At 44.4% G+C, this 20,949-nt stretch carries 21 protein-coding genes and 2 pseudogenes; 10 read left to right on the top strand and 13 right to left on the bottom strand.

All coding sequences use genetic code 11. The features are described from left to right. Positions 1 to 44 precede the first annotated feature (44 nt). On the top strand, positions 45 to 1,172 hold the full coding sequence (locus tag QTN94_RS11000; protein WP_331418301.1) for an AGE family epimerase/isomerase: 1,128 nt from the start codon (positions 45 to 47) through the stop codon (positions 1,170 to 1,172). 1 nt (position 1,173) lies between these two features. Beyond that, the gene (locus QTN94_RS10995) at positions 1,174 to 1,737 is read left to right on the top strand and encodes a glucose-6-phosphate isomerase family protein (RefSeq protein WP_331418303.1); all 564 of its coding nucleotides are present in this window, start codon (positions 1,174 to 1,176) and stop codon (positions 1,735 to 1,737) included. A 183-nt stretch (positions 1,738 to 1,920) separates the two neighbouring features. On the opposite strand, the gene ppiC is transcribed toward QTN94_RS10995, so the two are convergent. Next, positions 1,921 to 2,199, bottom strand: a complete 279-nt coding sequence (gene ppiC, locus QTN94_RS10990; protein WP_331427667.1) for a peptidylprolyl isomerase PpiC — start codon at positions 2,197 to 2,199, stop codon at positions 1,921 to 1,923. Between the two features lie 196 nt (positions 2,200 to 2,395). Between ppiC and QTN94_RS10985 the strand changes: the two genes are divergently transcribed. Beyond that, positions 2,396 to 3,331 carry a chemotaxis protein gene (locus QTN94_RS10985; protein ID WP_331427666.1) on the top strand — a complete coding sequence of 312 codons (936 nt, stop codon included), beginning with the start codon at positions 2,396 to 2,398 and terminating at the stop codon, positions 3,329 to 3,331. A 193-nt stretch (positions 3,332 to 3,524) separates the two neighbouring features. Further along, positions 3,525 to 4,541: a GGDEF domain-containing protein gene (locus tag QTN94_RS10980; RefSeq protein ID WP_331427665.1), complete on the top strand. Its 1,017-nt coding sequence runs from the start codon at positions 3,525 to 3,527 to the stop codon at positions 4,539 to 4,541. A gap of 59 nt (positions 4,542 to 4,600) precedes the next feature. On the opposite strand, the gene QTN94_RS10975 is transcribed toward QTN94_RS10980, so the two are convergent. Then, positions 4,601 to 5,533, bottom strand: coding sequence for an exopolyphosphatase (locus QTN94_RS10975; protein WP_138972173.1), 933 nt, complete (start codon positions 5,531 to 5,533; stop codon positions 4,601 to 4,603). Between the two features lie 195 nt (positions 5,534 to 5,728). Here QTN94_RS10975 and QTN94_RS10970 point away from each other — a divergent pair, with 195 nt between their 5' ends. Then, positions 5,729 to 5,992 carry a putative hemolysin gene (locus QTN94_RS10970; protein WP_331418307.1) on the top strand — a complete coding sequence of 88 codons (264 nt, stop codon included), beginning with the start codon at positions 5,729 to 5,731 and terminating at the stop codon, positions 5,990 to 5,992. Between the two features lie 192 nt (positions 5,993 to 6,184). After that, positions 6,185 to 6,868, top strand: a complete 684-nt coding sequence (locus QTN94_RS10965; protein WP_331427664.1) for a hypothetical protein — start codon at positions 6,185 to 6,187, stop codon at positions 6,866 to 6,868. On the opposite strand, the gene QTN94_RS10960 is transcribed toward QTN94_RS10965, so the two are convergent. Further along, complete coding sequence (locus QTN94_RS10960; protein WP_331427663.1) at positions 6,831 to 7,664, bottom strand: YdcF family protein; 834 nt, start codon at positions 7,662 to 7,664, stop codon at positions 6,831 to 6,833. The two genes, QTN94_RS10965 and QTN94_RS10960, sit on opposite strands and share 38 nt — an antisense overlap. A 188-nt stretch (positions 7,665 to 7,852) precedes the next feature. Here QTN94_RS10960 and QTN94_RS10955 point away from each other — a divergent pair, with 188 nt between their 5' ends. Further along, on the top strand, positions 7,853 to 9,223 hold the full coding sequence (locus QTN94_RS10955) for an L-serine ammonia-lyase (protein ID WP_331418310.1): 1,371 nt from the start codon (positions 7,853 to 7,855) through the stop codon (positions 9,221 to 9,223). 63 nt (positions 9,224 to 9,286) lie between these two features. On the opposite strand, the gene QTN94_RS10950 is transcribed toward QTN94_RS10955, so the two are convergent. Next, positions 9,287 to 10,411, bottom strand: a complete 1,125-nt coding sequence (locus QTN94_RS10950; protein WP_331418311.1) for a M14 family metallopeptidase — start codon at positions 10,409 to 10,411, stop codon at positions 9,287 to 9,289. A gap of 279 nt (positions 10,412 to 10,690) precedes the next feature. On the opposite strand from QTN94_RS10950, the gene QTN94_RS10945 reads away from it, so the two are divergent. Further along, positions 10,691 to 12,166, top strand: coding sequence for a peptide MFS transporter (locus QTN94_RS10945; RefSeq protein WP_331427662.1), 1,476 nt, complete (start codon positions 10,691 to 10,693; stop codon positions 12,164 to 12,166). A gap of 97 nt (positions 12,167 to 12,263) precedes the next feature. Here the strand turns inward: QTN94_RS10945 and QTN94_RS10940 are convergent, their stop codons facing one another. From QTN94_RS10940 to QTN94_RS10930, 3 genes and pseudogenes are all read right to left on the bottom strand, one after another. Then, on the bottom strand, positions 12,264 to 13,166 hold the full coding sequence (locus QTN94_RS10940; RefSeq protein ID WP_331427661.1) for an EamA family transporter: 903 nt from the start codon (positions 13,164 to 13,166) through the stop codon (positions 12,264 to 12,266). Positions 13,167 to 13,232: 66 nt separating this feature from the next. After that, positions 13,233 to 13,937, bottom strand: coding sequence for a phosphonate utilization transcriptional regulator PhnR (phnR, locus tag QTN94_RS10935; protein ID WP_331427660.1), 705 nt, complete (start codon positions 13,935 to 13,937; stop codon positions 13,233 to 13,235). Positions 13,938 to 13,946: 9 nt separating this feature from the next. Next, a pseudogene (locus tag QTN94_RS10930) lies at positions 13,947 to 14,709 on the bottom strand (ABC transporter permease subunit); the annotation flags it as partial. Between QTN94_RS10930 and QTN94_RS10925 the strand changes: the two are divergent. Both QTN94_RS10925 and phnX read left to right on the top strand, forming a co-directional pair. Continuing rightward, positions 14,693 to 14,914: pseudogene (locus QTN94_RS10925) on the top strand (aspartate aminotransferase family protein); the annotation flags it as partial. The pseudogenes QTN94_RS10930 and QTN94_RS10925 overlap by 17 nt on opposite strands. A gap of 80 nt (positions 14,915 to 14,994) precedes the next feature. Then, a complete protein-coding gene (gene phnX, locus QTN94_RS10920; RefSeq protein WP_331427659.1) occupies positions 14,995 to 15,810 on the top strand; it encodes a phosphonoacetaldehyde hydrolase in 816 nt (271 codons plus the stop codon). Between the two features lie 26 nt (positions 15,811 to 15,836). Here phnX and QTN94_RS10915 read toward each other — a convergent pair whose 3' ends face one another. The 6 genes from QTN94_RS10915 to QTN94_RS10885 form a co-directional block, all read right to left on the bottom strand. After that, positions 15,837 to 15,962 carry a hypothetical protein gene (locus QTN94_RS10915; protein ID WP_276608341.1) on the bottom strand — a complete coding sequence of 42 codons (126 nt, stop codon included), beginning with the start codon at positions 15,960 to 15,962 and terminating at the stop codon, positions 15,837 to 15,839. A gap of 453 nt (positions 15,963 to 16,415) precedes the next feature. Next, a complete protein-coding gene (locus QTN94_RS10910) occupies positions 16,416 to 16,961 on the bottom strand; it encodes a hypothetical protein (RefSeq protein WP_331427658.1) in 546 nt (181 codons plus the stop codon). A gap of 34 nt (positions 16,962 to 16,995) precedes the next feature. Further along, entirely contained in the window at positions 16,996 to 17,538 is a 543-nt protein-coding gene (locus QTN94_RS10905; RefSeq protein WP_132937074.1) for a hypothetical protein, read from the bottom strand. Positions 17,539 to 17,976: 438 nt separating this feature from the next. Next, positions 17,977 to 18,342: a hypothetical protein gene (locus tag QTN94_RS10900; protein WP_331427657.1), complete on the bottom strand. Its 366-nt coding sequence runs from the start codon at positions 18,340 to 18,342 to the stop codon at positions 17,977 to 17,979. Position 18,343: 1 nt separating this feature from the next. Then, on the bottom strand, positions 18,344 to 18,979 hold the full coding sequence (locus tag QTN94_RS10895) for a hypothetical protein (protein ID WP_331427656.1): 636 nt from the start codon (positions 18,977 to 18,979) through the stop codon (positions 18,344 to 18,346). 532 nt (positions 18,980 to 19,511) lie between these two features. After that, positions 19,512 to 20,558 carry a GMP reductase gene (locus QTN94_RS10885; RefSeq protein WP_138971115.1) on the bottom strand — a complete coding sequence of 349 codons (1,047 nt, stop codon included), beginning with the start codon at positions 20,556 to 20,558 and terminating at the stop codon, positions 19,512 to 19,514. Between the last annotated feature and the right edge of the window lie 391 nt (positions 20,559 to 20,949).

The following is a 20,949-nucleotide window of genomic DNA, read 5'->3' as shown; positions in this document are numbered from 1 at the left end:
ATACCTAGGGCACTCATTGAGTGCCCTATTCTTTGGAGTAAACCATGGACTCCCTAACATCTCAAATCGCTCGTTGCCAACACTGGCTTTCTCAACATGCCCTACCTCGATGGCAAAAAGCACAATCCAATCAAAGCGGGATTTTTGCCGAAGGCTTACTCTCCGACGGACAAGAGTTTAATGACGATTTACACAGATTTCGCGTGCAGCCACGTCAAGTTTACGTCTTCGCCCATGCTACAAAACTCAACCTAATTGACGGTCGTAATCAAGTTTTGGCTGCCATTGAACAAGGATTTACATACTTTGGCTCACCATCATCCGGTTATCGTTTTGCGCTGTGCAAAAACAATGACAGTAGTAGTGAGGCAATTAACTTATACGAGCAAGCTTTCGCACTTCTTGGGTTTGCCTGGTATTACAGACTAGCGGCTAATGATATTACTCTAGCCGCAATGGAAACCATTTACCAACACATCTCAACATATCTTAGGGATACGGAACAAGGTGGCTTTTTCCTGACTGAAGGCAACACTGTCAACAAAGGGCAAAATCCTCACATGCATTTGTTCGAAGCGTTAATGGTCAGCTACGAACATACCGACAACCCTATTTGGCTGGAGCGAGCAACACAAATCTATCATTTGTTCCAAGCTCATTTCATGCAAAGTGACCATTTAGCTGAGTTCTTTCAGGCCGATTTCTCACTTGACTTTGAAACAGGCTCCCACATCGATCCAGGCCATCATTATGAGTGGATCTGGTTACTCAACCATTACCATAAACTCACTGGCGCTTGTGTCGACAATGAAATTGATGTGTTGTACCGCTTTGCACAGCAATATGGGCATAACGACAATGGTCTGGTTAGGGACGAGATATACGCCAATGGAAAGCCCTTGCGTCCAACATCGCGCCTTTGGTGTCAAACCGAATACTTAAAAGCGTGTATTGCACTTTGGGAGCGAGCCCCAAGCGACAGTCGCCGAATCGCCATCACTCAAGCGGTGGAAAACATCTTTGTCCATTATTTAGATCCAGCATTACCCGGATTATGGGTCGATCAAGTAAATAGCACGGGAGAGCCGTTAAATAGCCACTCTCCTGCGAGCAGTTTTTACCATCTATTTCTCGCATTTTCTGAACTACTCAGAATAGCGGATAAGGACTAACATGCATTTATCTATTCCTCCAAGCATCAATTACTTAACAGGTCATATTGATGCAAAAAACGTTGTCTGCAAAGAAACCACGCTTGGCGCACTTGAAGGCGTATTTGCCGACGAAACCCTACGTGCCGCAAGTGCACAGGACCAAATCATCTACCAAGTAGAAATGCTACCTGCGCAGCAAGCAGAAGGAGAGCTAAACTTTGGTGTTTCGCATATCGAACCCGGTTGTGTAGGCGACGAGTTCCACATGACCCGAGGGCACATTCACCAACGCAAAGAGCAAGCAGAGTTCTATTTGGGCTCGCAGGGTGAAGGGTTATTACTCATGCAAACAGAGCAAGGAGAAGTGTCCATTGAGAAAGTCTTCCCAGGCAGCGTGCATCATATTCCAGGCTTTATTGCCCACCGATTGATCAATACGGGTACCACTCGACTATCTGCAATTGCAGTTTGGCCTGCAATCGCAGGGCATAACTATGATTTTTTAAATGAGGTAGGGTTTAAAGTTCGTGTATTCAAATCGTCAACCGCATATAAAGTAGTTTATATGGATATGACTGACTAATAAACCACCGCTTTTAATCATAGATTGTCGCCATTACTGTACAGAGTCTTTGATTAAGTGAGCAAAAATAAACGAAGATGGCAGATCAGTTTGCATCTGCCATCTATTGCTGTTTTGATTGGCTATAAGAGGCGGTACAGATTAGGTTTGAGACTCTGACAAGCTCTGTACAGCATTCAAACCTTATGTTCTGTAAAGCACTTTCACAACGTGCCAACCAAACTTAGTTTTCACTAGGTGCGGAACAAGCGTTTCGCCAGAGAAACAGACTTTGTCAAACTGAGGCACCATTTGCCCACATCTGAACTCACCAAGGTCACCACCACGCTTACCCGACGGGCAGGTCGAATACTTCTTTGCTAATGTCTGAAATTTAGCGCCCTTTTTAAGCTGTTTAATGATGTCTTCTGCCTGTTCTTTATGTTTAACAAGAATATGCAGAGCAGCTGCTGTATTGGCCATGTTAATGCCTCGTGATTGGTAACTAATATGGGGCCGATTGTACCCGATCAAAATGAGATCTTCATCTAAGCGATGAGTTAATAATATTGAAAATATCTGACTCGCAGTCAAACGATAACAAAATTGATATAGGTTCATTGACCCTAAATGGTTTTACATTACCATGTAAGGTAACAAGTACTCGGATGAAGATGGAATGGCCAAGACACATAGTAAAGCAAATCAATCGCAAGGTATGCTGATGTTTACTCTCACCAGTAACAAACAGCTATTTGCTATTGGTACACTTAAAGTACGCGAAATCGTCCCATACCAACCAACAACACAGATCCCTTATTCACACCATCATGTCATTGGAACGGTCACTATTCGTAATAAGACCATTCCAGTGATAAATATGCCCGCTGCGATCGGTTTTCGTCCCATTCAGCCAGAAGAGTATGATTCATGCTATTTGATTGTGACTGACTGTCTACGAACAATAGTCGCCTTTATGGTTCGCTCCATCGAAAAGATTATTGAATGTGACTGGAAGTCGATAGAATCCGCACCAAAAACGGCTGGCAATAATGTGTTCGTTACGGGTATTACCCGATACAAGGATCAGATTGTACAAATGCTCGATGTCGAGCTGCTGTTGTCAAAAATCTATCCTCAGTATGAGTCCACCAATATTCCTATGCTCACTGATATTGAGCGAGAGCGCTTAAAAGCCCTCAGAATTCTGTTGGTTGATGACTCATCTATCGCTCGTAAGCAACTGTCTGATGCCCTTGATAGTATCAATATCCCCTATCAAATCTGTAACAACGGGCTGGATGCCTTGGCGTTAATGCGTGCATGCGCAGCCAAAGGCGAGGCTATCGATATGTTAGTGAGTGATATTGAAATGCCTGGGCTTGATGGTTATGAACTGGCATTCGAGACCCAAAATGAACGAGAGTTGAGTAACAGTTATGTCATTTTACATACCTCACTCTCTAGCGAGATTTGTGTAGAACGTGCTCAGCAAGTGGGAGCACATGAAGCACTAGAAAAATTCAACGCTGGCGATTTGATTCAGGCTATGTTACGTGGTGCTAGCAGACTGGAAGAAGGCAACGTAAGAAGCGAAGTTATTGTCGGCGAATAAGCGCCAACAGTCAGGATGTTAAATTCGTCACGCTTCATTTGCTCAATCTCTATACAGCTTCTAGTATTTAGATGTGCTAAAGTTCATTTAATCAATCAATAAGTCAGAACAAAGTATTAGTAAATCAAGCATCTATGCGTTTTATCCGCTAATCTTAACGAACAGGTGCCTAGAGTAAGAATGCTCATAAAACATGACAGACGACGACTTTAAAAAATCGACGGCAAATTTAAAAAAAGCCGTCCCGCTAATGATGAAAAATCACGTAGCTGCTACCCCAGCAAACTATGCACTTTGGTACACCTATGTAGACAACGCGATCCCTCAGCTAAACAGAGAACTAGACAGCGTTTTAGAAAACTATGGCATCTGCCCACCCGCGGCAGGCGAACAACTCTATAACAACTATGTTGCCACTCGTTCTGAAACCGACATGAGGAATCTTCGGGCTAATATTGAGATTCTGGTGAACGAAGTAGCCAGTTCAATGACTGACACCCTCTCTGACACCTCTGAATTTTCACAACTGATTGATAAGAGCTTTGACAGCCTTGAAAGAGTGGAAGATGAATCGGTTTCTCTCGAAGAAGTGATGACCGTGATAAGACAACTGGTGGCAGAATCAAGAGAGATTCGTAATTCGACTCGATTCCTCAACAGCCAGCTTGCAAACGCGGCGAAAGAGATCAATCAGCTTAAAAGTCAATTAGCCGAAGTGCAGCAAGACGCACTTTTTGATGCACTAACCAGCCTTTACAACCGTCGCGCATTCGATAGTGACATTAAAACACTGTGTCGAGCAGAGCAGAAAATGTGTTTAATCCTTGCTGACATCGATCACTTCAAGAACTTCAACGACTCGTACGGACACCTGTTCGGAGATACGGTTATTAAAGGAATTGCTCGTAGGATGCAATTGAGTTGCCGAGAAGGGATTCATGCGTACCGCTTCGGTGGTGAAGAGTTTGCGCTGATTATTCCAAATAAGTCTCTTCGCATCGCTAGACAATTTGCTGAAAGTCTGAGACGAACCATTGAAAAGCTTACCGTTAAAGACAGACGTACCGCTAAGTCGGTCGGCAATATCACTATTTCATTAGGTGTTGCCGAGCTAGAGCCAGGAGAGTCGCCAGATTCACTGATTGAGAGAGCCGACAAACTACTTTATGAGGCCAAACAGCTAGGCCGTAACCGTGTTATGCCGATTTAGGGCTTAGCATACAAGCAAACATTGCAGCCCCAGCCAATCGCGCTGGGGCTTTTTTGTGCTTAACCGTCTGAGGTGATGGCTTTGATCAGTTCTTGCTCAACTTCATCTGCTCGTTGGTTGTCAATCTGACAGGTGCCAGCAGCTTTGTGTCCACCACCACCATATTTGAGCATCAGTTCCCCCACATTGGTCTTAGAGCTGCGATCAAATATCGATTTTCCGGTTGCAAATACTGTGTTCTGCTTTTGGAAGCCCCACATTTTGTGGATTGAGATATTACATTGTGGGTAGAGCGCGTAAATGATGAAGCGATTACCAGCATAGATGACCTCTTCTTCGGTCAAATCCAGCACCACTAGATTGTTGTAAACCTTTGCACAACGCTGGATCTGCTGTTTAAACAAGTTTTCATGTTCACGATAGAGGTCGATTCTCTCTCTCACATCAGGCAATCGTAATATTTCATCAATGGTATGGTTTTTACAATACTCAATCAGATCCATCATCAAGCTGTAGTTCGAAATTCGAAAATCTCGAAAACGCCCTAGCCCTGTGCGGGCGTCCATCAAGAAGTTGAGTAGGTTCCAGCCTGTAGAGTCGAGCACTTCATCGCGACTAAACTGAGCGGAGTCCCCTTTGTCCACAGCAGCCATCATATCAAGCCAGCGACTGGGGAAAGTTTGCTCACCACCATAATGCTCCCAAACAACACGCGCGGCTGAGGGAGCGTTTGGGTCGATAATGTGGTTCTTTCTTTCACCCTGATTGCGTATCACTTCAGACAAGTGATGGTCAAAGACAAGGTGGGCTTGTTCAACGTATGGCAGATTGGTCACGATATCGTTCCCCGTAATTTCCACAACGCCGTCTTGCATATCTTTAGGGTGAACAAATTTAATATCATCAATCAGTTCTAACTGCCTAAGTAGTACGGCACAAACCAATCCATCAAAATCACTACGAGTTACAAGTCGATGTTTTCTATCCGACATCTGACACTTCCTATGCTTCGAATTATTTTAGGGACACAACATACTTAGCAATAATCTTTGTGCTTATTTATAAGTGTGTTGAATTGTTACTTTTAATTTTAGACATCGACTACTTTTTAACAAACTCAAGACAGAAATTTTAGTTCAATCCTCTATACTCGATATGCTACCAATTGATTCAATTGAGGAAACTCTATGAGAAATACCTATTTAGCTCTGGCAGTGTCCAGTGCTGTATTACTCGCAGGCTGCGCGAGCGAGCCAGACGAATACGAAGTGAAAGAGTACACATCTCTTGCTAACCCAGCTGCGGTTTATTGTGTCCAGCAAGGTGGAGCGCTTGAAACGGTGACTGAAGATGCTAAACGAGTCACCTACTGCGTATTCCAAGACGATCAACGCGTTGAGCAGTGGGAGTACTACCGAAACAATCATAAGCAACAGAGCGACAATAGCTAATTGCTTGAGCTGAATCGGGTTGGCACGAGAAACCGATTCGTTTGGCGAGATGAAAGAGAGAGCACTGTCTCTCTCTTTTTGATCTTAAGTGTACACTGTTCAGTTATGACATTTCTCTGACAAAGGAACCGAGGCGAAAATAAAATGTGACGAAAATCACTAAAAAATTTCTACACAAAGGCGATAGATGCCATGAAATGCCAAACCTCAACCGATCACCCAGCCGATCACTGCGCCGTAGTCACTGTTAGCTCAAAAGCGACCTTCCAACGAGTTGCCCTTAATGTCTTGGTTCTAGCCGCACTCAGTATCTTTGTGAATCTCTGCTTGCGCGTCGATTTTAATCTACTTCATCATGGTTTAAGTGAAAGCTCTATGACAGAGTTGGCTCAATCACTCATGCTTGCGGTCACATGCTTGGCGTTCTTTCTATTAGCCCAACGCAATCGCTCTATTCGTCACGCATCGATACTGTTTGGCGGCTTCTTTACTGTGCTGTTTATACGCGAATCCGATGTGTGGTTTGATTTGATATTTCATGGTGCGTGGGTTATCCCAGCCCTTTTGGTCACATTTTCTGCGTGCTTTTATGCTTACCGTGGAGGAAGTGATTCAATTCAACAGCTTGCCAAGATCTTAAACAGTCGATATATGCCGATATTGATTACCGCTGTGGTGTTGCTGCTGGTATTTTCTCGTTTGTACGGGATGGGCTCGTTCTGGCACTCCGTGATGGAAGAGCACTATCTGCGAGAGGTAAAAAACCTATCTGAAGAAGCGATCGAGCTGCTTTGCTACAGCCTGATTTCACTGAGTGCAGTTAAGACTTATTACCTTCTCACAAAATCTGACGCTCAGGATCGTACTGGCGATTAAGCTTCGTCAGCGTCACATCAAGCCGCTTGAGCTGTTGTAACGTTTCTTCGCGACTCAATTGCGGGGTGGTCATTTCGACTGCCCTTTTTATCGCATCAAGATCAGCAAGCGTCTCTTCATCCCCTATACATTTTTCAAGCTCAATAAGTGCATTACGAGCAATTTGATACGGTTGCTCTCTCACATCAGCCAATGGCCGTTTAAAGACATTTGACACGTATCCTTGAAGATAAACTCGATATGTAGTCAGTTCATCGAGTAGCAAAAACACTCGACTAAACTCATTGTCGTGCGGATAAGGCACTGAATAGTGAGCACCAACCGCCCTATCAATCTTGATGGGTAGTCCCGTCTCAGCACATCGCTTTTCCAATACACGCAATAAGCCCTGCTCATCCATCAACGCCTGTATTTCAAATATCCGTTTGAGGTGGTAGTCGTTCGAGACGAGTTGGACATTGATCCCCTCTCCCTTCGCACAGAGACCACTCTCAATCAATTTGTTGGCAGCATTACTAATATTCTCAATGGTGTTGGTGGATTGGTCTTCAAGCAGCAAATATGGTGGATTGAGATTGGCACCAGCAACGCAGCGTTTGAAGTAATCATACATAGCTTGCGCCTCAGTCACAGTCTGTCCTTCAGTGACTCCACCACAAAATAGCACCACCGTTTGACGCAAGTCTTTTGTTGCTAAAAGCGCTATCAAGGCTTCCACTCTTGAGCGACCTTCAGCCGTAATCGTGTTATCGACCAGTCGTTTTCCGAGAACTAGCACAACATTGATAATGTCCATTATTTACTCATGTCTCAATTATTCCTACTAACGATACGAGAAACTGTACAAGTATTGACCTTATCGCTAAGTTAGCTTGGATTAATATGTTGATGATCACACTGGCAAACGTGCAATTGCTCGGCACATGCCATACTTGTTATTAAAAGAGTCCGAAGTACCGGCCATTCAAACAGGAAGTTAAGTTTATGCTGTCAATATTTGATATTTTTAAAGTTGGGGTCGGGCCTTCCAGTTCCCATACTAACGGTCCGATGCTCGCGGGTTATCATTTTACCCGCCTTCTCGCCTCCTCGATAGCCAGTGTCAGTCGCATTCAAGTGGATCTTTATGGTTCACTCTCCTTAACGGGTAAAGGTCACCACACTGATCGCGCGGTCATCCTTGGCTTACTTGGCAACAGACCGGACACCATCAAAATCTCCAGCGCGAAACAAGCATTAAGCTCAACAATCGAAGAGGGAAAACTTTGCCTTGCCGGAGCGCATACGATCAACTTCAGCTACGATAGCGATATTCTTTTTCACAAAGATAACCTACCTCTGCATGAAAATGGAATGACTATCACCGGCTATGATTCATTAGGCACCCAAATCGCGTTCGAGACTTATTATTCTGTGGGTGGTGGCTTTATCGCAACAGAAAAAGAGCTCAAAGAAGGCGGTGGTCAAAACGAAGTTGACGTTCCTTTCCCGTTTACCAGCGCAGATCAAATGCTAGAAATGGCAGAAGCAAATGGTTTAAGCCTTGGCGGCATGATCTTGCAAAATGAACTCCAGTTTTTCAGTGAAGAGGAAATCGTTCGTAAAGCAGACCAGATTTGGAAAGTGATGACGCTTTGTATGCAACGAGGTTTTGAGACTGAAGGCATTCTAGAGGGCGGCCTCAACGTAACCCGACGCGCACCTAACCTTCTGAAGAAGCTTGAGGCAAATGCGGCAATAGAAAATGATCCGATGGAAATTATGGACTGGATCAACCTGTTTGCTTTTGCCGTCAGTGAGGAGAATGCCGCTGGCGGCCAGGTCGTAACGTCTCCAACTAACGGTGCAGCGGGCGTGATTCCTGCGGTTCTCATGTATTACCACCGTTTTATTAAAGAATTAGATACCAAACAACTCAAAGACTTTCTGGCCGTTGCTGGGGCGATTGGTATTCTTTACAAAACCAATGCGTCCATTTCTGGGGCAGAAGTAGGCTGTCAGGGCGAAGTTGGTGTGTCGTCATCTATGGCTGCTGCGGGCCTCACAGCGTTGCGCGGAGGCAGCAATGAACAAATCTGTATCGCGGCAGAAATTGCGATGGAACACTCGCTAGGCATGACCTGTGATCCTATTGGCGGACTGGTTCAAGTGCCTTGTATCGAGCGAAATGCGATGGGGGCAATGAAAGCGATTAACGCCTCACGTATGGCGCTAAAACGCACCAGTAAGTGTCTTATCTCTCTAGACAAGGTGATTGCGACTATGTACCAGACAGGTAAAGACATGAATAAAAAATACCGCGAAACATCATTAGGCGGATTGGCCGTGATCCATATGGCTCCGCCATGTGAATAACACTCCTAATAAAACCCCTGAGATTCGTCTCAAGGGTTGAGTGTTTTGCTCATTATAGCGCGATTAGATCTTATCGCTGACAGCGAACACTGCGCTCAGCATATCGTGTCCGAATTTAACGCTACGTTCCGGAGACCAGCCGTAAAGTGGATCGGGATAATCGTTATTGTCTTTAAACGGCATCTCTACTGTGTATGACAAACATCTGAACTGTTCACCCACCCAGTTAGAACCAACCGTCAGGTTCGCCTTGCCTGCTTCGTCTTTATCGTAACCAAACTCATCCTGAAACTCTGGCGTGACCGTTTTTAGGACATCTTTGAACGCTTGCTCTAACTTAGCATGGCGCTCATCATACGATGGTATTCCCTCAGAGCCCGCTACAAAGTTATACGGTATCGCTTCATCACCATGAATGTCCAAGAACATATCAACCCCCGTTGCAAGCATACGCTCTCGCACTAGGTAGACTTCAGGGCTACGTTCCATTGAAGGCGTTTGCCATTCACGGTTTAGGTTGACCCCAATTGCGTTGCAACGTAGGTGGCCTCGAATACCGCCATCTGGATTCATGTTAGGCACAACGTATAGGACGGCTTTCTCGAGCAAGGCACGCGCCGTTGTGTCATCGTCATCCAGTAGTCGCTGTATGAACCCCTCCATAAACCATTCAGCCATGGTTTCACCTGGATGTTGGCGTGCAATCAACCAGATTTTCTTTTTGCCCTCTTCTGGCTCACCAAAAGTGAGTAGGCTCATATCATTGCCATCAAGTGTATGACCCAAGGTTTCAAGCTGACAATGGTGCGCACTTTGCGCCATATGCAGGAGATCAAGGTGACGGTCGTAGGTATAAGGCGCGAAGTAAGCGAAATAGATAGAGCGACGCTCAGGAATCACAGTAAATGTCAGTGTGTCGCCATCAAAGTCTGCCGGAATTCGAAACCACTCTTCACGGTCATAAGAAGCAACCACGTCATAACCGTTCCAACCTTCTGGATACGCTGAGTTTTTCAGATCCAGTATTTTGAACGTGTGAGGCTGTTCAGCTTCAGACTCTAGACGAAAATGGAACCACTGATAAAACTCAGACTGATTGTCATTAGGGATTCTAAGCTGAATATCATCCATATTGGTGGTATTAACGACTTCTATACTACCGCTATCGAAGTTACTGAAAATTTTCATAACGTTACGTTCCTTTTACAAATTCAAGCTTGCAGCGCAGACTAACACAAAGATTTCTAACTAAGAATAGATTTGAACTTGAATGACTAACTATCGCTGCTCAACAAATATCCAAGGCAAACGATTTAGATCAATAACATTACATTAATTTATGCGAATCTGATAAAACTTAGTGCATCAAGCATTATTTCTGCGATAATTGTTTCAATTTATAACATACCACAGATTCATTAATATTAAGTTGTTAATTCTGTGTTACAGGATCTAAAAGAGACTATTATGTGGAATAAACTCAATAAATCAATGATGTTCTGCCAAGCCATGTTTGGATTATCATTCTATGGTGTAATGGTGATTCTAACCCGCTTCTTTTTAGAAGATTTAGGCTATAGCGAAGCGGATACTATGATGGTCGTGGGCGCATTTTCTTCTATCGGACCGCTGTTTGCGATCGCGGGCGGTTTTATAGCGGATAAGTTCCTTGGTGCCTACCGCTCTCTAACTATCGCATACGGCACTTTTGCTACAGGTTACACGCTACTTGTATTGGGTGCTTCAGCAACCAATATCCCGATGAGCTTGGTGGGTATTGCTCTAGCAAGCTATGCGCGCGGTTTGATGTCTCCTTCTTACCCTAGCCTTTACAAACGCACTTTTGCTTCAGAAGAAGATTTTGAAAACGGCTACCCTGTCAACTATTCGGTAAACAACGTCGGAGCACTATTAGGTCAGTACCTATTCCCGATGTTTGTGCTTGTTATTGGTTTCCACGGCAGCTTCTCACTCTCAGCTGTTATGGCGGCTTTCGCGTTTGCGGTACTGGTCCTATTCAACAAACAACTGGTTAGCGTAGGTGCAGACATCGACCAGAAACCAGTTAGCGCAAAAAACTGGATCGCTTTCCTTACCCTATCTGCGGCGATGGTAGGCTTAGTATTCTTCATGTTCTCTAACATGGATATTGGTCAAAATATCGTTTATGCGATTGGCGCTGCCGCGATTCTTTACTTCATCTCGCTGATGTTTAAATCAGGTAGATCTGACGCACTGAAAATGGGTACTATCCTAATCATGACAGTGCTAACGACCTGTTTCTTTGTTTACTACGGTCAGATGATGACATCTATGACAATGGTCACCATCAACACAATGCGTGGTGATCTGTTCAACTTGATCCCAATCGCACCAGAAGCCTCAATGGCGATGAACCCACTATGGTGTATTGTTGCAGGTCCAGTGATTTCAATGACTTTCTCTTCTTTGGAAAAGAAAGGCATCAATTTCTCAACAGCCACTAAGATTGGTTTTGCTTTCATCTTTACTGCGATCGCGTTTGGTATCCTGACGATGGCGGTCATGAATGTCGGCGAAGATGTCATTATTCGTCCTGAAGTGTTCCTTGCCATCCACTTCTTCCAAGCATTCGCTGAAGTTATCGTTGGTAGCTTGGTGGTGGCGTTTATTCTGTCGGTTGCACCTAAGCACATCGAAGGCTTCTCAGTCTCGCTATTTTCCGTCGCTATGGCCCTAAGCGGGATCGTTGGTGCGGTATTCTCCACATCTATCGCATTAGAGAAAGGCCAGCAAATCACCCAAGAGATCGTACAAACGGTTTACGGTGAGTACTTCCAGCTACTGACAATTCTTGCAGTCGTAATGGTCGCAATTGCGCTGCTCTCTTCAATGATCATCCGCAAAATGCTTGCAGCAGCACGAGCAGATGAGCAACCGCAAATGGTTGAAGCGGAAAGCTAATTTACTGCCAGTAAGAAATAGAAAAACCCAAGCTATTGCTTGGGTTTTTCTTGTTTGTTGTCCTGGTCAAATCCAGCCGGACACTTTCTCTATTGAATCATGTCAGAGCATGAATCAAACCTGTGATCATCAGGGTGATTCCTACAGAACGAGTTAGACACCACTTCTCTCCCAAGAAATAGATCCCCATAAACAATCCAAATACAATACTGATTTGCCTTAGTGCCACAACTAAGCTGACGTTGTCGGTCATGGTCATCGCGAATAGCACCAAGCCGTAGGTTGATGCCATCATTACTCCTGCCATACTGGCTGTTTTGCGGATCTGCCACGCTGTCTTAATCTCACCTGACTTACCCGTGACTAAGCACCACACAAGGGCAGGAATACCTATCGCCCAAAACTGCACGCCTAAGTAAAAGATCGCACTGTAGTGATCACTCAAGATCTCTGATGCTTGTTCAGTGAGTAAACTGAGTGCTTCTTTGTCGACCACCGAGTAACCCGTTGTGCCTATTGCGGCAATCAATGCCCAGAACACACCGACGTTAAAGTAAGATCCCGATGTCATTTGACGAAAATTCGTCAGTGGAACCAGCATACAACCAAGGGTTATCAGCAAGAATCCAAGCCACTGCTGACTGGATAATTGATGCCCTAGAGCCACACTGATTGCGCCGACCATCATCACAGGCAGTGCCCGAGCAATCGGATAAACCACACCCACATCAGCGTGCTTATAAGCGACAATCAAACCGACCAGATAGACCATTTGTGAAATGCCGCTAATGAACAGCAATCCCCAAAATTCACTTGGCAATGATGTCCAGCCAATGGTTGCCAAATACCAAATCAAATAAGGGGTAAGAATGGCACAGGCAGAAAAGCTAGCCGCCATGGTAAACGCGAGCCCAGACCCTGAGTTGCTTTTACCAAGGATGTTCCAGCCTGCATGGAGAACAGCAGAAAAAACGACAAGACTAATCGCCAACAAATCCATTTCAATGTTCCTATTTGAATAAAATAAAGGCTCCGAGATGGAGCCTTAGATAATGAGAAAATCCACTTAACGATTGAGTTCTGCCAGAGATTCAATACTGATGGCATCGTGTCGCCAATACTCGATATCGCAATCAATCAACTCGTCGTGTTGGTTGTAGTTGATACGCTCTACCACCATCGCTGGCGTGCCTGCTGTTGCGCGAAGTGCCTGAGCCATTTCACCCAACAAGGTGCTGGTTGAAATGCGGTAGCGAATCTTTTGATACGTCACGCCATAATGATCGCGATAAATGTCGGTCAGTGAATTTGATAAATCGTAGTCCAGCAGGTTCGGAAACAGCTCTGGGCGAATGTAGTTTGTTACAAATACCACAGGTCTATCTTCAAGGTATCGCACACGGTCGACTCGATATACGTCCGAGAAAGGCTGCAAGTCCAGCAAGCGCGCGGCTTGTTTGTTTGCTAACGTTCCTTTTGCTGCGATCAACTCCGTTTTTGGCACACGATTTTGCGCTTTCGCCATGTTCGGGAAGTTTAGCGTTTGGGTTGGGTCGTAACGCAAAGGCTCAGGTGAGATAAACCAACCTCGGCGATCTTCGCGATAGATTCGACCTTCCGCTTCTAGCAGTGATAACGCTTCACGCAGAGTGACGCGTGTAGTATCGAACGACTCTGCCAACTTACGCTCTGCTGGCAGTTTTTGACGCGGCGATAGCATGCCCGCTTCAATCTGTTCAACAATCGAATCTTTAATTTTTAAGTATTGCACGAAGTGTCCTTATCTTTTGCGCCAAGCTTGTGTGCGATTCTCTAACAATTTACCCAACGTCATCTGAACAATCTTCGCAATTGCGGCAGCAATCATGATCATCACAGCCATTGCCGCTGCTGCGCCAGTTTGACCTGCATCATCCATATTCAGAATCGAGACCGAAGCTGGAATCGTATCGGTTGAGTAAAGGAATACTACCGCAGAAGTGGTGGTCAATGCATTAACAAACAAGTAAGTCGCAATGTCCAAAATCGCAGGTAAACACACCGGTAATGTCACTTTAAAGAACAACTTGTATTGAGGAAGCTTCACCGATGCTGCTGTGGCTTCAATCTCCGATGGCAGCTGCTTTAACTCTGTCAGTGCAGTCATGTGACCTACTGTGTAGTAATGCACTACCGTGTTAATCACCAAGAATGCCATGGTGCCATAAAGCACGTTGAGAGGATTGTTCGCATCGTTAAAGTAAAAGATGTAACCCAAGCCAAGTACCATACCCGGAACCGCCATTGGTACCACGCTGAGCATTTGCATCACTTGACGAATTGGACCAAACGCACGCCCTTTCTCAATGCAGTAAGCACCGACAAAGATGATGGCAGTACCAATAACTGCCGTCCAACCTGCCAGCGTTAGCGAGTTAAAGAATGGGCTCCAACCGTAAAGGCACTGAACGTGTGTCGAATAAGCTCTTTTGCTTTTTCTGTACCCAACGGTCTGCACCAAATGCCATTACCGCAGGAAATAGCAGCATAATGCTGGTCACCGACCACGAAAGCCAAGCGCGCGCGTATGACGAAGCGGAAGCTGTGCTGTACCAATGCCTCAACAATGGCGTCAGCTTTAAGGTATCGCAAGGCAATGTGATTCAACTCAGCCCCCCGCTGATCATAACGCGCGAGCAACTGACAGAAGCGTTGGTAATCTTCGAAGAAGCCATCGCCAAAGTGTGTAAAGACTTTAACTACTTCTAACTTCAACAAACACCAATTTATCCAGAGCGTAGTTCCAACGTGTAGGTAAGCGCTCTGGCAAACAAGAAAAAGGATTAAACATGAACAAGTCACCAATTCAAGCTGTGATCTTTGACTGGGCAGGCACTATCGTCAACTTCGGCTCTTTTGCGCCAACCAGCATCTTTGTGGAAGCATTCAAGCAAGGCTTTGATTTCGATATCGACCTTGAAGAAGCGCGTGAGCCGATGGGACTTGGCAAATGGGATCACATCCAAGCTGTGGGTCGCATCCCAGCGGTTGATAAGCGCTGGAATGAGAAGTTTGGTCGCTCAATGACCAGCGAAGACATCGACGCGATCTATGCCGCATTTATGCCTCTGCAAAAAGCGAAAGTCGCTGACCACGCCGAGCCCATTCTCAATGCAATTGAAGTCGTGAACAGTCTGAAAAACAAAGGCATCAAGATAGGTTCTTGTTCTGGTTACCCTCGCGAAGTGATGGATGTACTGATTCCAGTAGCAGCGGATTACGGCTACAAACCTGATTGCGTGGTAGCCACGGATGATTTGCCTCAAGGAGGCCGCCCTGCACCATTTATGGCATTGAAGAACGTGATTGAACTGAACGTAACCGATGTTAACGCGTGTATCAAAGTGGATGACGCAGCACCGGGCATTGATGAAGGTCATAACGCAGGTATGTGGACCGTTGGGCTGCTGCTTTCTGGTAACGAAGCGGGTCTGACATTTGAAGAGTACCAAGCGGCCGACCAAGCCACACTAGATACTGCTCGTGAAAAGGCACGTGCAAAATTGATCAAGAGCTCGCCACACTACCTAATCGACACCATTGCTGACTTCCCTGAAGTGGTGGCAGATATCGAACGTCGCCTAGCGGCAGGTGAGCGTCCATAGGATTTATGTAAAAGCCTCTAATTCAACTAAATTATCAACTGAGTTAGAGGTACGCTTCCACGGTATGACAATAGTACGGTTTTTCCTTCCGCTGCGCGGTACTTAGCGACGCCTGACACAGCGAGAGACGCTGTGATAATAAGGTTTGGCATCAATACATATCTGTTGTTTTCTCGCAGTTGTCATTTAATGTTCTGTATATGGCTCATGACCATAACACTAGCTAGGTAATTTGCGAGGTCGGGCGACAACGAGCAGAGAGCTTCAATCCTTTAACGGAACAGTAGTCTTTTAAATAGTGATGAACTCCAAACTAACAAATGTGGGAGCAGCCTAAACCAATAAAAGGCCACCTTTCAGAAACTATCGAAATGAACCCACTTGCTGCTCTTGAACTTGAATAACTAGTGCGGTTTTGGGCAAACCTGAAAAGTAGCGCGAAGCAAAAATGCCTCAGGTGTAATCACTCCTGTTTTCAGACAAAAAAGAGCCGCACTCTAAACGACACCAGCGCTAGGAAGGTTTTGGACAAAAACAATTTAGATGTACAGATCTAATTCGTTGATGTCATATTAGCAAAACTAGCTTGGAGTCTTAAAAGTTCGTTATAGCGCAAGCTTGTTACGGAGCACTGAATAGACACAAGGCATAGATCCTGGATCACTCAGACTAGAGTGGCGTGCATCTCCTAGGTTTTTCGTACTTTCGAACAATCTGTGAAACTGTGAATACTTGTCGACAATCACTTTGTTTAACGCATAGTCTCCACGACTGTTGTACTGGTCTCCTGTTATATCAATAGTATAACCTTCAAACTCTAACCATCCGTGAGAAAGAAGCACATCATCAGAGGCCAAGATATAATCGCAAACAACCCCAAATTTATCATACAACAGAGTAGCTAAAACACGAGAAGTTTCACCACAACAACCAGATGGAAAGTCACTAAGACCCAACGGTGAATTCCACGGAAATTCAGATTTTGGTGTTTGTTCGATACATTCTCTTACTTCGCTACAAAACTGAAATAACTCATCAAAATCCATCATAGCTCCTATAACCCGCATAAGGTGATGAGCAACGCTACCACCAAACCTAAACCTTTGCGCTTTAAACGCGAAACCCAAAGCGAAGCTGAAAATGCCGAGCATTGGGAATCTGCCTTAAACGCCTTGTATGGGAAATTTACTCATCGATCCGGCAATAAGTAATATCGGATTTTTTGTGCGGTTGATACGAATAGTGGTACTCAATTAATTCTCTAGCTAACGGTGGAAATTCAATTGGCTCGCCACTGCTTTCAATCCCCATAAAGTCGATGGTTGCAGCACGCTCTAGAGTCTCTAGTTGGCTTTGAATAAACTCGTCGGGTGCCACCTTAAGGTCGCATTCATCCGCGTCAGCCCAATAACCCATCGGACTCATTCGTTTTACATAAATATCCAATCCGCCTTCAATACCAAGGTTTTCTCTTACTTTTAGTAAGCAGACCCCCTCGATGATGACTGGCTTACTTGATTGATTAATAGTGTCGCGTAATTGGTCAAATTTCACACTCGAAACATAGAAGCCTTGTTGACGAACAAGGAAATCATCAACACTAAGAACCGGAATTTCTAGCTGTTCACCAAGTTGTGTAGCTAAGTAGCTTTTTCCAGAACCATCTTTACCATCAATCCAGATCGTATCGGGATGATTATTTTTAATTTGCTCTAGTATTTCAACCATAGTTAAAGTTCTCGATTAATTGCCTAACGCTTATTAGTCGACAAACTGTCGTCTTTTTCTTCTATATCATGCACTCTTAATTATATTGGTTCAAATAAAAATCAATAAGTTAAAGTTAGACAAGGGATGCTAAGCTGCAAAATGTCGCCTAAAAACGGGAACGCTAAGTTCTCAACTCAAGTGGATAAGTTTGAGTAGGTCAAAATCAGATTAACAAGATATGAATGAGTAAAAGATCTAAAATTAAATGGGGCAGAAGTAAGTTGAGTTTTAGTGAGCAGAGGCATTTCATTGAGGTGATTAGAAACAGCCTTCAACGCAGCTACGAGAAAAGTAAAAGGCCTGATTAAGTGGCATTGCTCTTTGGCCTTTCTGTATATAGAAGCGCCTCGCTGGCTTGATTTTAGAAATACCAAGCCACCAAGGTATGATTCTGTATTATTCGTTCTGAGTAACTTTGACCATCGTTTCACCATTTATGAGGTCAATGTTCTCACCAAAGTAAGAAGCAATGTCATCAGGCTTGATTTTATCAAGCTTGCTTCCTGAATATTTGAAGGTGCCTTCATCACATACGTTATCTGGAGTACCACACAGTATCTTCACCTTGTAATCAGGATGATTTGACTCAAGTATTCTGAAACCAACTCCTCCATCAGGTGCTGAAATCCATAACATTTCACCAAGCATTTGGTGTTGCGTTGGTGCTGTTTCCTCGAACTTGAAGAAGGTGAAGAAAAGAACTAGAAGTGCTAATACAGTTGCTGCTCCTAAGATTAACAACCACTTTAATATTATTCTCATATTACTCCGATACGACTAACGTATTCGTTGAGAAGTCGTAGTTTAAATCGACTTCAGAAAGTTGAAATTGTTCAATGTAAGCGCTTGGAATTACGACAGGTGGACGCCAGCTTGGATCCAACTCTAGGTGCTCGGCGAGATCTATTACAAATGTCATACAGTTATGACTATCTAGATCATAAGGGAGTTTGTTAGGACTGTTATTACTGCTCATTTTATTTTTAAGCCAGCTATCTCCCTTTGCAAAAAAGCTTCCCCTTAAGACCACACCAGAAATTCTGCCGCTTTGTCCTGAGCTTTTTGAGATTGATTTCAATGTTTCTTTCAGAGAGCTTTCGGTAATCAATCCGTTGATCAGTTTCACATTTGGAATTGATACCTTTCTGACATTTCCTGGAATATCGGAAGCTCTGTTCGGGTAACGACCATATTCATAATACCTCGTCACTCCGGTCTCTCCGTTAATTAATATAACCCCAGCATGCCCGAGGTACGGTGCTTTCACTTTAGGGGTCGTAATATCAAACCCAAATAAATCAAATGTCTGTTCGCTTGCAACAAGAATTTCGTAATCAGGAAATACTATGGGTATCAGGAAATCTTCTGTGCCATCACTGAATACACAAATTAACTCCATTTCGGAACATACTGAGCCCGAGGATTCCTTAACCAAAAGATTGATATCGTATAGTTCTTCAGCAGCCGCAATAAGTTTTTTTGCTGAAGCAGTTGAAGGGGCGTCCCCAATATTGACTATCGTGTGGCTCTAAAGGATCTCCAACTCTAGCTGCTGGAGAACCATCAAAATTGACTGTAGGAGATCCTGCGATTACACGTGTTGGAGGAAAGCCATCATGCTCAGTTCCTTGATCCCCCACTTTAACTGCTTTAGCCATTTCACAAGTCCACCACGATATTTATAGTAGATAAGACGTTAATTTCATATTTCTTATTATGCAATGAGGTGTTTTAAGAATATGAATAAAGATCAATAGATATCATGTGAGTCAGAAATATGATTCAAGTATAATCGTAAGATTCTGATTTAGTTCATTCGATTTCTGCAACAAAGCCAAGTGTCGCCACTTTGTCGCCATTTCACGATTTACAGACAAAAAAAGAGCCGCAATTAGCGGCTCTCGATTATTCGTCTTTTTCGAAGTATTGGCTTACTTCTCTTTACCGAATACGTTGTTCTCTTGCTCTTGTACGCGGATGAACGTGGTACGCTTGGTTAGCTCTTTAAGCTTTGCTGCGCCTACGTAGGTACACGTTGAACGTACACCGCCAAGGATGTCTGAGATAGTGCCGTGAACGCTACCACGGTATGGCAATAGTACGGTTTTTCCTTCAGCTGCGCGGTACTTAGCCACACCACCTGAGTGCTTGTCCATGGCTGACTGAGAGGACATGCCGTAGAATTTCATGAAGGTTTCGCCATCTTTCTCGATGATTTCGCCGCCTGACTCTTCATGACCTGCAAGCATACCGCCTAACATAACGAAGTCTGCGCCGCCGCCGAATGCTTTCGCCACATCACCCGCACATGAACAGCCACCGTCACCGATGATCATACCGCCAAGGCCGTGCGCCGCATCACCACACTCAATGATTGCTGAAAGTTGTGGGTAGCCAACACCCGTTTTCACGCGTGTTGTACATACTGAACCAGGGCCGATACCCACTTTCACAATGTCCGCGCCAGCAAGAATCAACTCTTCACACATATCACCTGTCACAACGTTACCAGCAGAGATCACTTTGTTTGGGAATGCCGCACGTACTCTTTCTACGTACTCAACTAAATGCTCTGAGTAACCATTTGCGATGTCGATACAGATGAAGATAAGTTCTTCTGAAAGTGCCATGATCTCTTTGGTTTTTTCGAAATCAGCATCAGAAGTACCAGTAGAAACAAACACATTGTTTAATGTTTTTTGGTCCGCAGATTCTACAAACTCAGCCCACTGTTCTACTGAGTAGTGTTTATGAACAGCTGTCATAACACCGTGTTCAGCGAGCGCCTTTGCCATTTCGAAGCTACCTACCGAGTCCATATTGGCAGCAATGACTGGAGTACCAGACCATTGACGACCACTATGCTTGAATGTAAACTCGCGGGTTAACTCAACTTGAGAACGACTTTTAAGAGTAGAACGCTTCGGGCGGAATAGTACATCTTTAAAGCCTAACTTAAGTTCTTGTTCGATACGCATGATAAATTTTCCTGTAAGCAAATTTACGTGTCGTGCGTTTTCGGTAAACGTTGGCAGACGTTTTACTGAGTTTCGGACACAAAAAAACCGGAGCGTTGGCAGACGCTCCGGTTTTCAGCATTATAGGTCGCGATTTATTTCTCGCAAGACTGATATTTTCAAATTTTTTATGCTACAGTCCGGTTAAGTTGCATACCTAGCCGACTGCAACTCACGCCTAAAACACCAATTATCTTTTCAAAACAAACACTTAACAACAGCCACACAAACGTTTACGCAATCCTTTACGTAGGCAATTAAACCAACCTTTAAACTAAATGTTCGACTCGATGTCTCGTTTTGGTTAAAAACAGTGGTGTAGAGCTCAACGATTTTTCGCCTCTTGAGTAAA

This window comes from Vibrio sp. M250220 (assembly GCF_036533795.1).
GTDB lineage: Bacteria > Pseudomonadota > Gammaproteobacteria > Enterobacterales > Vibrionaceae > Vibrio.
The sequence above is the reverse complement of the archived record's forward strand: the minus strand, read 5'-3'. Positions and strand labels throughout refer to the sequence as shown.

What these genes read in the sequence shown, in the direction of transcription:
- QTN94_RS10900 (WP_331427657.1), bottom strand. Translation starts at nt 18,342, where the DNA reads ATGAGAATAATATTAAAGTGGTTGTTAATCTTAGGAGCAGCAACTGTA.
- QTN94_RS10995 (WP_331418303.1), top strand. Translation starts at nt 1,174, where the DNA reads ATGCATTTATCTATTCCTCCAAGCATCAATTACTTAACAGGTCATATT.
- phnX (WP_331427659.1), top strand. Translation starts at nt 14,995, where the DNA reads ATGAACAAGTCACCAATTCAAGCTGTGATCTTTGACTGGGCAGGCACT.
- QTN94_RS10970 (WP_331418307.1), top strand. Translation starts at nt 5,729, where the DNA reads ATGAGAAATACCTATTTAGCTCTGGCAGTGTCCAGTGCTGTATTACTC.
- QTN94_RS10915 (WP_276608341.1), bottom strand. Translation starts at nt 15,962, where the DNA reads ATGCCAAACCTTATTATCACAGCGTCTCTCGCTGTGTCAGGCGTCGCT.
- QTN94_RS10945 (WP_331427662.1), top strand. Translation starts at nt 10,691, where the DNA reads ATGTGGAATAAACTCAATAAATCAATGATGTTCTGCCAAGCCATGTTT.
- QTN94_RS10910 (WP_331427658.1), bottom strand. Translation starts at nt 16,961, where the DNA reads ATGCTCGGCATTTTCAGCTTCGCTTTGGGTTTCGCGTTTAAAGCGCAA.
- QTN94_RS10950 (WP_331418311.1), bottom strand. Translation starts at nt 10,411, where the DNA reads ATGAAAATTTTCAGTAACTTCGATAGCGGTAGTATAGAAGTCGTTAAT.
- QTN94_RS10905 (WP_132937074.1), bottom strand. Translation starts at nt 17,538, where the DNA reads ATGGTTGAAATACTAGAGCAAATTAAAAATAATCATCCCGATACGATC.
- QTN94_RS10885 (WP_138971115.1), bottom strand. Translation starts at nt 20,558, where the DNA reads ATGCGTATCGAACAAGAACTTAAGTTAGGCTTTAAAGATGTACTATTC.
- QTN94_RS10965 (WP_331427664.1), top strand. Translation starts at nt 6,185, where the DNA reads ATGAAATGCCAAACCTCAACCGATCACCCAGCCGATCACTGCGCCGTA.
- QTN94_RS10895 (WP_331427656.1), bottom strand. Translation starts at nt 18,979, where the DNA reads ATGGAGTTAATTTGTGTATTCAGTGATGGCACAGAAGATTTCCTGATA.
- QTN94_RS11000 (WP_331418301.1), top strand. Translation starts at nt 45, where the DNA reads ATGGACTCCCTAACATCTCAAATCGCTCGTTGCCAACACTGGCTTTCT.
- ppiC (WP_331427667.1), bottom strand. Translation starts at nt 2,199, where the DNA reads ATGGCCAATACAGCAGCTGCTCTGCATATTCTTGTTAAACATAAAGAA.
- QTN94_RS10980 (WP_331427665.1), top strand. Translation starts at nt 3,525, where the DNA reads ATGACAGACGACGACTTTAAAAAATCGACGGCAAATTTAAAAAAAGCC.
- QTN94_RS10960 (WP_331427663.1), bottom strand. Translation starts at nt 7,664, where the DNA reads ATGGACATTATCAATGTTGTGCTAGTTCTCGGAAAACGACTGGTCGAT.
- QTN94_RS10975 (WP_138972173.1), bottom strand. Translation starts at nt 5,533, where the DNA reads ATGTCGGATAGAAAACATCGACTTGTAACTCGTAGTGATTTTGATGGA.
- QTN94_RS10955 (WP_331418310.1), top strand. Translation starts at nt 7,853, where the DNA reads ATGCTGTCAATATTTGATATTTTTAAAGTTGGGGTCGGGCCTTCCAGT.
- QTN94_RS10985 (WP_331427666.1), top strand. Translation starts at nt 2,396, where the DNA reads ATGGCCAAGACACATAGTAAAGCAAATCAATCGCAAGGTATGCTGATG.
- QTN94_RS10940 (WP_331427661.1), bottom strand. Translation starts at nt 13,166, where the DNA reads ATGGATTTGTTGGCGATTAGTCTTGTCGTTTTTTCTGCTGTTCTCCAT.